The sequence below is a fragment of the uncultured Desulfobulbus sp. genome (assembly GCF_963662935.2).
In the GTDB taxonomy this organism is placed as follows: domain Bacteria; phylum Desulfobacterota; class Desulfobulbia; order Desulfobulbales; family Desulfobulbaceae; genus Desulfobulbus.
Genome location: NZ_CAXXTL010000002.1, coordinates 739,152 through 751,875, shown reverse-complemented (window position 1 = coordinate 751,875; position 12,724 = coordinate 739,152). Strand labels below are relative to the sequence as shown.

The 12,724-nt window shown below is 56.1% G+C and carries 14 protein-coding genes; all 14 read left to right on the top strand.

The window, feature by feature from the left end; all coding sequences use genetic code 11:
* Positions 1-11: 11 nt before the first annotated feature.
* Complete coding sequence (locus tag ACHZCX_RS07645) at positions 12-1,421, top strand: NAD(P)/FAD-dependent oxidoreductase (protein WP_319586639.1); 1,410 nt, start codon at positions 12-14, stop codon at positions 1,419-1,421.
* A gap of 17 nt (positions 1,422-1,438) precedes the next feature.
* Positions 1,439-2,041: a hypothetical protein gene (locus tag ACHZCX_RS07640; protein WP_319586638.1), complete on the top strand. Its 603-nt coding sequence runs from the start codon at positions 1,439-1,441 to the stop codon at positions 2,039-2,041.
* 181 nt (positions 2,042-2,222) lie between these two features.
* Complete coding sequence (fabG, locus tag ACHZCX_RS07635; protein ID WP_319586637.1) at positions 2,223-2,963, top strand: 3-oxoacyl-ACP reductase FabG; 741 nt, start codon at positions 2,223-2,225, stop codon at positions 2,961-2,963.
* 8 nt (positions 2,964-2,971) lie between these two features.
* Positions 2,972-3,415, top strand: a complete 444-nt coding sequence (locus tag ACHZCX_RS07630) for a 3-hydroxyacyl-ACP dehydratase FabZ family protein (protein WP_319586636.1) — start codon at positions 2,972-2,974, stop codon at positions 3,413-3,415.
* Entirely contained in the window at positions 3,416-4,216 is an 801-nt protein-coding gene (locus ACHZCX_RS07625; RefSeq protein ID WP_319586635.1) for an SDR family oxidoreductase, read from the top strand.
* A gap of 31 nt (positions 4,217-4,247) precedes the next feature.
* The gene (locus tag ACHZCX_RS07620; protein WP_319586634.1) at positions 4,248-4,484 is read left to right on the top strand and encodes a DUF1232 domain-containing protein; all 237 of its coding nucleotides are present in this window, start codon (positions 4,248-4,250) and stop codon (positions 4,482-4,484) included.
* A gap of 79 nt (positions 4,485-4,563) precedes the next feature.
* The gene (locus tag ACHZCX_RS07615; RefSeq protein WP_319586633.1) at positions 4,564-5,598 is read left to right on the top strand and encodes a 3-oxoacyl-ACP synthase III; all 1,035 of its coding nucleotides are present in this window, start codon (positions 4,564-4,566) and stop codon (positions 5,596-5,598) included.
* Positions 5,598-6,467, top strand: coding sequence for an alpha/beta fold hydrolase (locus ACHZCX_RS07610; protein WP_319586632.1), 870 nt, complete (start codon positions 5,598-5,600; stop codon positions 6,465-6,467). The genes ACHZCX_RS07615 and ACHZCX_RS07610 overlap by 1 nt, the downstream gene beginning before the upstream one ends.
* 6 nt (positions 6,468-6,473) lie before the next feature.
* Positions 6,474-8,099, top strand: a complete 1,626-nt coding sequence (locus ACHZCX_RS07605) for a fatty acid CoA ligase family protein (RefSeq protein WP_319586631.1) — start codon at positions 6,474-6,476, stop codon at positions 8,097-8,099.
* 78 nt (positions 8,100-8,177) lie between these two features.
* Positions 8,178-9,185 carry an NAD-dependent epimerase/dehydratase family protein gene (locus tag ACHZCX_RS07600; RefSeq protein ID WP_319586630.1) on the top strand — a complete coding sequence of 336 codons (1,008 nt, stop codon included), beginning with the start codon at positions 8,178-8,180 and terminating at the stop codon, positions 9,183-9,185.
* Between the two features lie 316 nt (positions 9,186-9,501).
* Complete coding sequence (locus ACHZCX_RS07595; RefSeq protein ID WP_319586629.1) at positions 9,502-9,933, top strand: ATP synthase F0 subunit B; 432 nt, start codon at positions 9,502-9,504, stop codon at positions 9,931-9,933.
* Positions 9,930-10,649, top strand: a complete 720-nt coding sequence (locus tag ACHZCX_RS07590; RefSeq protein ID WP_319586628.1) for an ATP synthase F0 subunit B — start codon at positions 9,930-9,932, stop codon at positions 10,647-10,649. The genes ACHZCX_RS07595 and ACHZCX_RS07590 overlap by 4 nt, the downstream gene beginning before the upstream one ends.
* A complete protein-coding gene (locus ACHZCX_RS07585; protein WP_319586627.1) occupies positions 10,646-11,194 on the top strand; it encodes a F0F1 ATP synthase subunit delta in 549 nt (182 codons plus the stop codon). The genes ACHZCX_RS07590 and ACHZCX_RS07585 overlap by 4 nt, the downstream gene beginning before the upstream one ends.
* A 3-nt stretch (positions 11,195-11,197) precedes the next feature.
* Positions 11,198-12,721: a F0F1 ATP synthase subunit alpha gene (gene atpA / locus ACHZCX_RS07580; protein ID WP_319586626.1), complete on the top strand. Its 1,524-nt coding sequence runs from the start codon at positions 11,198-11,200 to the stop codon at positions 12,719-12,721.
* Positions 12,722-12,724 lie beyond the last annotated feature (3 nt).

The window sequence follows — 12,724 nt, the reverse complement described above, 5'->3', positions numbered from 1 at the left end:
GATGGAACGCGATGCAATACTCACCGCTGGATAGGGTGCAAGCCCGTTATGATGTCATTGTGGTCGGTTCCGGCCTCGGCGGCCTGACCTCGGCCAACCGGCTGGCGGCGGCCGGACACTCGGTGCTGCTGCTCGAACACCACATCCAGCTTGGGGGACTCGCCACCTGGTTCAAGCGGGGCGGCCACATCTTTGATGTCTCCCTACACGGCTTTCCCTACGGCATGGTCAAGACCTGCAAGAAATACTGGGGCAAGGCCATCCGCGATTCCATCGTCCAGCTGAACAACATCGTATTCGACAACCCCCAGTTTTCTCTGACCACCACTTTCAGCAAGAACGACTTCATCCGCATTCTCCAGGAGCGTTTCGGTGTCAGGCAAACCGTGGTCGAGGGCTTCTTTGCCACGGTCGATGCGATGAATTTTTACGACGACCAGTCCCTGACCACCCGGGAGCTGTTTGAGCAGTTTTTCCCGGGCCGCAGCGACATCCATCGTCTGCTGATGGAACCCATCACCTACGCCAACGGTTCAACCCTCGACGAACCGGCCATTACCTACGGCATCGTCTTCTCCAACTTTATGAATCGGGGCGTGTTCACCTTTGAGGGCGGCACCGACAAGCTGATCGGTCTGATGGCGGATGAGCTGCGCGATAAGGGCGTCGATATCTGCACCGGGGCACGGGTCGAACGCATCCTGGTTGATAACGGCGTTACTGCGGGGGTGGTGGTCCGTGGCCGCGAAATCAACGCCAAGGCGGTGATCTCCAATGCAGGCGTCACCAACACCATCGACAACCTGGTGGGCCGGGAACAGTTTGCCGCCGATTTCCTTGACCGTTTCGGCAAGGTGCGGGTCAACAACTCCAGCTGCCAGGTTTATTTCGGCATCCGCAAGGGGGAGGTTATCAACGATATTGGTGATTTGTTGTTCACCTCGACGGCGGCAGAGTTTTCCTCGGAGGAAATGCGGCGGATGGACACCAAAAGCCGCACCTTTTCCCTCTACTATCCCCGGACCCGGCCTCAGAGTCCACCCGATTACACCATCGTCGCCTCGATGAACGCCGATTACGACGACTGGGCCGGGCTCGATAAGGCTGCTTATAGTCAAGCCAAAGAGGCGATGATCGAACGCTGTTTCGATGATCTGGAACGCTACATTCCCGGCGTCAGAGCCAAGGTGGACACCATCGAATCGGCGACGCCGCGCACCTTCCACCGCTACACCCTGCACACTAAAGGCACCTCGTTCGGCACCAAGTTTGAGGGGCTCGACATCTCCCGCTCCCTGCACAAGGAGATCGGCGGCCTCTTCCATGTCGGTTCAGTGGGCATCATTATGAGCGGCTGGCTGGGAGCAATCAACTACGGGGTGATTGTGGCCAATGATGTCGATGGGTATTTGCGGAGTTAGGACGAGGGTGAACAACGATGCGAGATGCTTGGTATTCTGATAATCGAGACTTGGTAAAGTGGAGTGTCCTTTCTATACTTGCCGAAAGATATGATGCCAAACGTGTGCTTCAGATAGCCTACTACAACAAATCAAATTTTGGTGAAATTGTAATTGGGGGTGAAAAACACCCTCTTCCAACAGGAGTGCTAAGACATTTTCGTAACATTGGGAATGTTGCCACGCTGCCTACCCCACCTGAGGTTGCTATATTTGACGTTCCATTTGAAGAAATGGAGAGGGATGTTTACCACGAGGCGGTTAAATTTTTCATCCATGCACACAACGACGGTCGTTCTATAGTCTTCCTTGACCCGGATACTGGTCTTGAACCAGAAGGCAAGGCTGACAAGAAGCACGTTCTTAATACCGAGATCCGTAGCATTTGGGATGTGCTTCCCCATGGTTGGTTGCTTGTTATTTATCAACACCAGACAAATCGTGCAGGAAAACGATGGGTTGAGCCAAAACGTAAGCAGTTTGCAAGTGCGCTCCAAGTGAAGCTGGAAGAAGTTAAGGTTGCACATGGAGCGAAAATCGCGGCGGATGTGGTATTCTTCTTCACTGCCAAAGCCAAATAGAACCAAGCCGTAGTTGGACGCGATTGCTAACTTAGGAATTTCTTGCAGTATCTACTAAAGAAGTTCAACGGAATGAACGCGAATGATGATGGGAAATAGGGTCTGATTTTTTATTCGAATCATAAGTGACATCCCAAAACGCTGACCAGCTGGATCGAAAAGTAAAGGGTTGACAGAAGCCATGCTCGAATTTGAAGGAAAAAAAGCAGTCGTCACCGGCGCTACCCGTGGCATCGGCCGGGCCATCACCGAGGCTTTGCTCGCCCAGGGCGCAACCGTGGTCGGCATCTACGGCGGCAACCGGGCGGCAGCCGAGGCCCTTGCCAAAGACTGCGCCCAGTATGGTGAGCGCCTTCGGCTGCGCCAACTCGATGTCAGCGACTACCGGGCAGTGGCTGCCTTTTATGCGGAGTTGGAGGCGGAATTCGATACCCTCGATATTCTGGTGAACAACGCCGGCATCCGGCGGGATGCGGTCCTGGCGATGATGAAGGAGGAAGACTGGCGGCGGGTGCTCGACGTCAACCTCACCGGCGGCTACACCATGTCCAGGTTTGCCGTGCCGTTGATGATGAAGCAGAAGTACGGCCGCATTGTGTTCATCACCTCACCCATGGGCCACCTTGGTTTTGCCGGCCAGAGCAATTATGCTGCCTCCAAGGCCGGTCAGATCGGGCTGATGAAGTCGCTCTCCAAAGAGGTGGCCAAGCGCAGAATCACGGTCAACTGCGTTTCGCCCGGTTTTATCGCCACCGATCTGATCGACGATCTGCCGGAAGCGCAGGTGAAGGAATATAAGAAAATGGTGCCCGCAGGCCGATTCGGCACCCCGGCCGAGGTTGCGGAGGCGGTGCTTTTTCTCCTCGGTGCGCGGGCGGCTTACATCAACGGCGCGGTGCTCGAGATCACCGGTGGACTGTGAGTCACCCGATGGCCGACGAATTCATCCTCAGCCGCATCCCGCACCGGCCGCCTTTTCTCTGGTTGGACCGGGTCGTGGAAATCAGCGGCGAGTCGATCCGGGCGGAAAAGCTGGTACCTCTGGATCTGGATATCTTCCAGGGCCATTATCCCGATTATCCTCTGATGCCGGGCGTGCTGCTCTGCGAGTCAGTCTTTCAGGCTGGTGCCCTGTTGATCGGTGAGTTGATGCGCGGCGAGGGGTCCGAGAGCAGAAGCGAAGAGGGGATGCCGGTGCTGACCCGGATTCTGGGGGCCAAATTCAAGCGGGAAGTGCGGCCGGGCGACACTCTGGAAATTGTGGCAAAGCTGGTCGAGCGGATGGGGCCAGCCTGGTTGATGAAAGGATCTGTCCGGGTCGGCGGTAAAGTGGCGGTGCAGGTGGAGTTCGCCTGTGCGCGGAAGGGGGGCTGAGTGGATTTTTTGCGGCTTGAAGGAAAGAATATTGTGGTGTTTGGTCTGGCCAACAAAAAGTCAGTGGCCTGTGCCATCGGCCGGGTGCTGGTCGAGGCCGGTGCCAAGGTGATTCATGTGGTTCGGAGCGAGCAACGGGCTGAAACCGCAGCAAAACTTTTCCCTGAAAGCCCAATTTTTCTTTGCGATGTCGAGGACGAGGTCAACATCATTCGGGTCAGGGACGAGATTGCCGGTCAGATAACCGAACCCATCGACGGCATCGTTCATTCCATTGCTTTTGCCAACTACTCAGAAGGGATGCGTCCCTTCCACCAGACCCCGAAAAAAGATTTTCTCCAGGCCATGGACATCTCCTGTTTCTCGTTTATTGCCATTGCCAACCATTTCAAGGAAGTGCTGGCGAAACAGGCCTCGCTGGTGACCATCTCCATCTCCTCCACCCGCATGGCCGCCGAAAATTACGGCTATATGGGCCCGGTCAAGGCGGCGCTCGAATCCTCACTCTGCTTTCTTGCCAAGAGCTTTTCCGCTTTCTCCGAGATCCGCTGCAATGCAGTTTGTCCCGGCCTGCTCAAAACCTCCGCCTCGGCCGGCATTCCCGGTTATGTCGAGAGTTATCTGTTTGCCGAGCAGGCCACCCTGCGCAAGAAGGCGGTGCAGACCAGCGAGGCCGCCCATGTGGCCGCCTTCCTACTGTCTCCCCGGTCCTCAGGGATGAACGGCCAGTGCCTGGTGGTGGACGCCGGCATGGGCATGAATTACTTCGATGCCGCAATTGTCGGCAAGGCAGTCGGTTGATTGCCGGAGTCTGGGGATGAAGGTCTGAACTATGCAGCAGTGGCCGATACTCGCTCGTTGGTGGCAGATGATCAAACATGCCAAGGCGGTGTTTCTGTCGCCGACCACGCCATTGCCGGTGAAAGGCGTTCTGGTTCTTGGCCTGCTCTATATCCTGTCGCCCTACGATCTGATTCCCGAATGGGTGCCGGTGCTCGGCGTTATGGACGATCTGGCGCTGGCGGCCTTGCTCATTGCCTGGGCCAACAGTTTTAAGGTGCCGAAATAACGCTTCATGGTTACGCACAATCGACACAACAGGCAGCTGCAAGGGAAGGTGAAGGGATGAGAGGAGTGGTTGTTTGATCATGCGGTACACTAAGGTTTGCCTGAACGATTTCGGCTCAATTCTGCCGCCGGTGATCCTCTCCTCGGATGCCATCGAAGAACGGTTGCAGCCGTTGTACGAGCGGCTGAAATTGCCGGTTGGCCGGCTGGAGCTGATGACCGGCATCAAGACCCGGCGTTTGTGGCAGCCGGGAACCCGGCCGAGCAGCGGCGCGGCGGCGGCGGGCGCGCTGGCCATCGCCAAGGCCGGAGTGCCGGTTGCTGATCTGGAGTGCCTGCTCTTTACTTCGGTCAGCCGTGATATGATGGAACCGGCGACCGCCTCCTTTGTCCATCGCAGCCTCGATCTGCCGCCTGTCTGCCTGCTTTTCGACATCTCCAATGCCTGTCTCGGTTTTCTCGACGGCATGATCATGCTGGCCAATATGATTGAATTAGGTCAGGTGAAGGCCGGCTTGCTGGTCGCGGGCGAGACCGCTGAAGATCTGATCGAATCCACCCTGAGCCATCTGCTTGCCGACACCTCCCTGACCCGCAAGTCGATCAAACCGCTCTTCGCCTCCCTGACCATTGGTTCCGGGGCTGTGGCCCTGGTCCTGACCAGCCGCGACTACAAGGATACGGGACATTATCTGCGGGGCGGGGCTTGCCGGGCCAACACCGCCCATAACGACCTCTGCCAGGGGGGGCAGAACGCCGAACAGGGCACCCTGATGTCCACCGACTCCGAGCAGTTGCTGGAAAAAGGAATCGAAACAGCCGCAGCCTGCTGGCAGGCCTTTGCAGCGGAATTGGGTTGGTCCAAAGAGACGATCGACCGGTTTTTCTGCCACCAGGTCGGCAAGGCCCATGCCCAGCTGCTGTTTGAAACCCTGGAACTCGACCCGGCCAAGAATTTCGAGACCCTGCCCACCCTGGGCAATGTCGGTTCGGTCTCCGCCCCCATCACCATGGCTTTGGGCATCGAGCAACAGGCCCTTGTTCCCGGGCAGAGGGCTGCGATTTTGGGCATCGGATCGGGCATCAATTCGCTCATGCTGGGCATTGACTGGTGATGGTCACCCTGCCTTTGGCGGAATATCCATTCCAGCCCCGCTCCCTCAATATCGACGGCCATCGACTGGCCTATCTCGATGAAGGGCAGGGGCCCACGGTGGTCATGGTCCATGGCAATCCTTCCTGGTCCTACCTGTACCGCAATCTGGTGAGCAATCTGCGCGACCGCTATCGCTGCATCGTCCCCGACCATCTCGGCTGCGGCTTTTCCGACAAGCCCGCCGACTATCCGTACCGCCTTCGCAACCATATTGACAACCTGGAGCGCTTGCTCGATAGCCTGGGTGTGGAGCGTTGCGTCCTGGTCGTCCACGACTGGGGCGGCGCCATCGGTATGGGCTGGGCGGGCAAATATCCCGAACGGGTGGCTGGGGTGGTGGTGCTTAATACCGCGGCCTTCCGTTCCCAGCGCATCCCCTTGCGCATCGCCGTCTGCCGCTGGCCGATTCTCGGGCCGCTGTTGGTGCGCGGGTTGAACGGTTTTGCCGGAGCCGCTGTCTCTATGGCTGTGACTCGTCCGATGCGGCCTGAGGTCGCTCAAGGATTTCTCGCCCCCTATGACAGCTGGCAGAACCGAATTGCGGTGCTCCGTTTTGTTGAGGACATCCCGATGGATGAGCGTCATCCATCCTGGTCGACCCTGGTGGCCATCGAGAACTCGCTCGAACGGTTGCGGACCTGCCCTTTGCTGCTCTGTTGGGGGGGGCAAGATTTCTGCTTCAATGACGAATTTTACCACGAGTGGCAACGACGATTTCCCCAGGCGGAGGCACATTATTTCGCAGATGCCGGCCACTATGTGCTGGAAGATGCTTTGCCCCGGATACAGCCGTTGATCGAGCGTTTTCTGCAACGCACCGTGGGGTGAGGGCTGATGGACTGTAATATAGCCAACACCCTGCAGCAGACGGCTGCTGCTCTCGGTGACCTCACGGCCCTCGTTGCGTTGGAGGGTAAGCAATGGCGGCAATGGACCTTTGCCGAGTTGCGGCAGAATGGCGACGGTTTTGCTGCGGCCCTGCACGCCGAGGGGGTGCGGCAAGGCGACCGGGTGATGTTGATGGTGCGGCCATCGATGGAGTTCGTCTGCCTGACCTTTGCCCTCTTTCAGCTGGGGGCGGTGGTCATTCTCATTGATCCGGGAATGGGGTACAAAAACCTGCTGCGCTGTATCGGCTCGGTACGCCCGGATATCTTAGTCGGCATTCCCAAGGCAATCCTCTTCAGCCTGCTTTTTCGTGCACCCTTTGCCACGGTTCGTAAACGCCTTCGCGTTGGCCGGGCGCTGTGGAGTCTCGGGAAGGGGCTCGAACCGGTACACGCACCGGGCCGCGAACCTTTACGCTATCAGGCCGGAGCAGCAGACTTGGCCGCCATCATCTTCACCACTGGCTCCACCGGGCCACCCAAGGGTGTGGAATACACCCACGGGATTTTTCACACCCAGTTGGGATTGATCCGCGATTACTACGGCATTGGACTGGGCGATGTCGATCAGCCCGGTTTCCCGCTTTTCGGGCTGTTTGCCGCTGCCTTGGGCGCCAAGGCCGTGATCCCGGACATGGATCCGACCCGGCCGGCTCAGGTCGATCCCGAGAAATTTGTCCGCACCCTGCTGGAACATCGGGTCAGTTATTCCTTTGGCTCCCCGGCGATCTGGAATGTCGTCAGTCGTTATTGCCTGGAAAAGGGCATTGTCCTGCCCGTGAAGAAGGTGTTGATGGCCGGAGCGCCGGTACCGGGTGAATTGGTCGAGCGTGTGCAGCGGATTTTACCGGAGGACGGCCGCATCTTCACCCCGTATGGAGCCACCGAGAGTCTGCCTGTTGCCTCCATTGAAGGCCGGGAGATCGTCCAAGAGACGTGGCCGCTCACCCGGAAGGGCCACGGTGCCTGTGTGGGGCGCGCCCTGCCGGGGATCGACATCCGGATTATCAAGCCAGAGGAGGGGGCAATCAGCTCCTGGCTGGAAGTGGAGAAATGGGGGCCAGGCGCTATCGGGGAGATTGTGGTCCGCGGACCGGTGGTCACCCGCGCCTATGCCTGCAATGAACATGAAACCCGGCTGGCCAAGATTACCGATGGCCAAACCTTCTGGCACCGGATGGGCGACATCGGCTCTTTCGACGACCTGGGACGCCTCTGGTTTCATGGCCGGAAAGCCCACAGGGTCCATACGGCCCGCGGGGTGATGGACACCATTCCCTGTGAGGCGATTTTCAACGAGCATCCGCAGGTGAGGCGTTCAGCCTTGATCGGTTTGGGAACCTGCCCGTGCCAGACTCCGGTGATCGTGGTCGAGCCTTGGGGGGCGGTCGCCGATGAAGCGCCTTTGTTCAATGAACTGCGAGACCTGGCAAGGGCCAATCCGCTGACCGAAAACATCGAACACTTCCTGATCCACCGATCCTTTCCCGTGGATATCCGGCATAACGCCAAGATTTTCCGGGAACAACTGGCGGCCTGGGCGGCGAAAAAGGTGCAACTGCCCTGCGGCTGATAAAGGGGTGGCTATCCGGGCGGACGGCAAGAAAACGGGCACTACCAAGAAGATGCAGGCAACAACACGGGGGAGAACATGAACAAGGTGCTGGTGACCGGAGGCGGCGGTTTTATCGGTAAAGCCTTGGTGCGCGAACTGGTCGGACGCGGCATCGAGACGACGGTGATTGGCCGTAATCCCTATCCGGAATTGGAAGGGCTTGGGGTGCAGTGCCTTCGGGGCGACATTCGCGATCAGCCTTTCCTTGAGCACGCTCTGGCCGGGTACGACACCGTGTTTCATGTGGCCGCCAAGGCTGGTATCTGGGGGCCACGGCAGGAATATTATGCCATCAACGTAACAGGTACTGCCAATGTCGTTGCCGCTTGCCGAAAGAACGGTGTGCCCCGCCTGGTCTACACCTCCACGCCTTCGGTGGTCTTTGACCGGCACAGTCTGGAAGGCGTCGATGAAACCACACCCTATGCCGTCAAGCCTTTGTGCCATTATGCCGCTTCCAAGATTCTAGCGGAGCAGACGGTCCTGCAGGCGAATGCCGGTGACTTGAGGACGATTGCCATCAGGCCGCATCTGGTCTGGGGACCGGGAGACCATCATCTTGTGCCGCGGTTACTTGAACGGGGCAGGGCAAAGGCCCTGAAGATCGTCGGTTCGGGTGAAAATCGTGTCGACATCGCCTATATAGAGAACGTAGTGCATGCTCATGTTCTCGCAGCGAAAAATTTAGAAACCACGGGAAGCGGTGCTGGCCAGGCCTTTTTCATCGGCCAGGAGGAACCGGTGCTTCTTTGGCAATGGATCAACGATTTGTTCGTCCGACTGAACATTCCGCCCGCGACCCAAAGGGTTCCCTTGGCCATCGCCTATGGTGTAGGGATGACGCTGGAGACCTTGTATACCGTACTCGGTAAGGCAGAGGAACCGAGGATGACCAGGTTTCTTGCCTATCAGCTGGCGAAGTCCCATTGGTTCAGTCATCAAAAGGCTGAAAAACTGCTGGGCTATAGGCCATTGGTTGCCACGGAACTCGGTCTGGTCAGGCTGGTTGACTGGCTGAACACTGGGAATGTAAAAAAAACCTGAACGAGACAAAGCGAAGAGACCGGAGATCCGAAAATAGTATTTGGCAATTTATCGTGGGTACGCTATTTTACAGCGGTTGAGTCGGGACAAGCAGCAGAACTTCAAATGCGGGATGACCGCGTCCAGATCGGTCGTGCGGCAGCGGTTTTCGTTTTGAAGAACAACAGCAAGCAGAACTGAAAAATCCTATAAGTTTTATTTAAAAAGATTTGACAGCAGATGCATTTTTCAGTAGTTATCCGGAGCGGAAGATGAACCGCCATTCACTTGTTTTGGCTGGTAATTGCCATATTTTAAGCAATGAGGGGTAGTTAGTATGATTTCGATTGATGTTACGCTGTTCATGCACATAATCAACATGGTCGTGTTGATGCTCGTTCTTAATGCAATTCTTTACAAACCCGTGCTAGGGATACTTGAGAAAAGGGCGCAAAAAATCGACTCTCTGAATGGCGATGTGGCTCAATTTGAGCAGAATGCCCGGCAACGGCAGGTCGAATTGGATAAAAAAATGCGGGAGGCGAGTAACAAGGCCAAAAAAGCCCTTGATGGCGCCCGTGCCCAAGCTCAGACTGTCGGTGCTGAGAAATTGGCTGTAAGTCGGAAGGAATCCGACGTTGTCAAAGAAAAGCAATTGGTCGATATCAGGTCGCAGATTGAGGTGGCCAGAAAGGAGCTTCAGGGAAACGCCGCGGGATTTGCCCAGGCAATGGCAGGAAAGATACTTGGAAGGAGTCTGGACGCATGAGAGCTTGGAACAAAGCACTACAGCCGATTCTGTTGGCGATTCTGATTGGCGCGCTGCCGCCCGCGATCGTCTCGGCGACCGACGCTCCGGTTGCCGGAGCGCATCAGGAAATGAAGTCGGCGGCGCAGGGAGCGCAGGCGCCTGAGGCAGCAGCTGGGCATCAGGTCGCGGCTGAGGGTAGTGGGGCAAAGGCCGCCGGGCACGGCCAGGTTCACAGTAGTAATCCGCTGTCAGCAGAAAAATTAAAGGATTTGTTTTGGCGAACGGTCAACTTCCTGGCCCTGGTTGTCATTCTGGTGAAGTTTGGTGCCAAGCCGATCATGTCCGGGTTGGGTGGGCGTCAGCAGCGAATCCGTGCGGAATTAGAAGACTTAACCGTCCGCCGCGACGTGGCCGAGAAATCCTACAAGGAATTTGAGGCCAAGCTTGCCGGTATGGAAAAGGAGATGGATCTGATTGTCGAGAGGGCAATTGCTCAGGCTCAGGTGGAAAAGGTTCGAATTCTGGCGGATGCGGAGAAGGCAGCGGAAGATATTAAGCGTCAGGCGGAAGCCGCCGTTCAGGCCGAATTGGAGGATGCCAAGCGAATTCTCCGGGAAGAAATTGCCGAGCAGGCTGCTGCCATGGCTGAGGAGTTGATCGTGAAAAACCTGACCCCAGCGGATCAGGTCGCGATCACTGAACAGTATCTTGAAAGAGTGGGTGCGGTACAGTGAGACATACAATACTAGCTCGACGATATGCGAAAGCCCTCTTTTCCTTGGGAAAAGAGCAGGGGAAAACAGAAGAATACAGCGGCATGCTAGGGGCTCTTGCCGGTCTCTATGCCGATGGGGCCGCCGGTGTCGGTGATGCTGTTACCAATCCCCTGTATCCGCTTGATGTACGGCAAAAAGTAATGGCCAAAATCGCTGGTTCCATGCAGGCCGACGCCATTATGACCAGTTTTCTCAATCTTCTGATTGAGAAAAAAAGAGCGGATATTCTTCCTGACATTGCGGAAGCGATGCAGGGGATGGTGGATAAAGACCAAAACATCAGTCACGGTTCCATCGTTTCCGCCGTTGAACTTGATAATGCGTTGCTCGAGAAAATTCAGGCAACACTGGAAAAATTGACAGGCAATAAGGTTATACTTGAAACCCAGGTTGATCCGTCCATTATCGGCGGTATTCTTGCCAAGGTTGGTGACTTGGTGCTGGACGGAAGTATAAAGACGCAACTTAATGGATTAAAGGAATCTATCAAGGGGAGAGAATAATCAATGCAGATCAAAGCAGAAGAAATTAGCCAGATTATTAGAGATCAAATCGCTGGCTATAAAAACGATATTGACCTGAAGGAAACCGGCACTGTTCTATCCGTTGGTGACGGTATTGCACGCGTGTATGGTGTGGAAAATTGTCAGGCAATGGAATTGCTCGAGTTCCCTGGTAATATCTTTGGACTCGCCCTGAACCTTGAAGAAGACAACGTTGGTTGCGCCGTCCTTGGGGATGTTCGGTATATCAAGGAAGGTGACATTGTCAAGCGAACCGGCAAAATTGCCATGGTTCCGGTCGGGCCTGAAATGGAAGGGCGTGTTGTCGATGGTATCGGTCAGCCCATCGATGGGAAGGGGCCGATCAATGCCAAAGAATCCCGCAAGATGGAAGTCATTGCTCCTGGCGTTATCGCCAGAAAAGGCGTGCACGAACCCTGCTATACGGGGGCTAAAGCCGTTGACGCCATGACACCGGTGGGCAAAGGTCAGCGTGAGTTGGTTATTGGCGACCGGCAGATCGGCAAGACAGCCTTGTGCGTCGACGCCATCATCGCCCAGAAGTACACCGATGTACATTGTATTTATGTCGCCATTGGTCAGAAAAAATCAACGGTGGCCTTGGTTGTTGAAAATCTGCGCAAGCATGGCGCCATGGAGTACACCACTGTGGTCGCCGCCTGTGCCTCTGATCCGGCACCCATGCAGTACGTTTCCGCTTTTGCCGGATGCGCCATGGGCGAATACTTCCGTGATAACGGACAACACGCTTTGATCATTTATGACGATCTTTCCAAGCAGGCGGTTTCTTATCGCGAGCTTTCCCTGCTGCTTCGCCGTCCTCCTGGACGTGAAGCCTATCCCGGCGACATCTTCTTTAACCATTCACGGTTGCTGGAGCGCGCCGCCAAATTGAGCGATGCTCTGGGTGCGGGCTCCCTAACCGCCTTGCCGATCATCGAGACCCAAGCTGGTGACGTTTCCGCCTTCATCCCGACCAACGTTATCTCCATCACTGATGGTCAGGTGTATCTTGAACCGAGCCTGTTTTTTGCCGGCGTACGTCCGGCCATCAACGTCGGGCTTTCTGTCTCTCGAGTCGGTGGCTCTGCGCAGGTGAAGGCAATGAAACAAGTCGCTGGCACCCTGCGACTTGACTTGGCCCAATACCGCGAATTGGCGGCTTTTGCCGGTTTCGGCTCCGATCTTGATGCCGCCACGCAAGCCCAGTTGACCCGTGGTGAGCGTTTGGTTGAGATTCTCAAACAACCTCAATATCAACCATTGCCGATGGAAAAGCAGGTCACCATCATCTTTGCCGGGACCAAAGGATTTCTAGATAAGTTTCCGGTGAATACTCTCGCCGACTACGAAAAAGAACTCTACAGCTACATCGAGACCAATGAGCCCTCTATTTTTACGGAGCTCCAGGAAAAACAAGCCATTTCTCCTGAACTTGAAGAGAAAATGAAAAAGACACTGGCAACCTTTGGTGAAACCTTCAAGGCAACAAAGGGCCTGAACTGAGCA

Coding starts and splice junctions, on each gene's coding strand:
- atpA (WP_319586626.1), top strand. CDS start 11,198: ATGCAGATCAAAGCAGAAGAAATTAGCCAGATTATTAGAGATCAAATC.
- ACHZCX_RS07595 (WP_319586629.1), top strand. CDS start 9,502: ATGATTTCGATTGATGTTACGCTGTTCATGCACATAATCAACATGGTC.
- ACHZCX_RS07600 (WP_319586630.1), top strand. CDS start 8,178: ATGAACAAGGTGCTGGTGACCGGAGGCGGCGGTTTTATCGGTAAAGCC.
- ACHZCX_RS07620 (WP_319586634.1), top strand. CDS start 4,248: ATGCAGCAGTGGCCGATACTCGCTCGTTGGTGGCAGATGATCAAACAT.
- ACHZCX_RS07640 (WP_319586638.1), top strand. CDS start 1,439: ATGCGAGATGCTTGGTATTCTGATAATCGAGACTTGGTAAAGTGGAGT.
- ACHZCX_RS07630 (WP_319586636.1), top strand. CDS start 2,972: ATGGCCGACGAATTCATCCTCAGCCGCATCCCGCACCGGCCGCCTTTT.
- ACHZCX_RS07590 (WP_319586628.1), top strand. CDS start 9,930: ATGAGAGCTTGGAACAAAGCACTACAGCCGATTCTGTTGGCGATTCTG.
- ACHZCX_RS07605 (WP_319586631.1), top strand. CDS start 6,474: ATGGACTGTAATATAGCCAACACCCTGCAGCAGACGGCTGCTGCTCTC.
- ACHZCX_RS07610 (WP_319586632.1), top strand. CDS start 5,598: ATGGTCACCCTGCCTTTGGCGGAATATCCATTCCAGCCCCGCTCCCTC.
- ACHZCX_RS07645 (WP_319586639.1), top strand. CDS start 12: ATGCAATACTCACCGCTGGATAGGGTGCAAGCCCGTTATGATGTCATT.
- fabG (WP_319586637.1), top strand. CDS start 2,223: ATGCTCGAATTTGAAGGAAAAAAAGCAGTCGTCACCGGCGCTACCCGT.
- ACHZCX_RS07615 (WP_319586633.1), top strand. CDS start 4,564: ATGCGGTACACTAAGGTTTGCCTGAACGATTTCGGCTCAATTCTGCCG.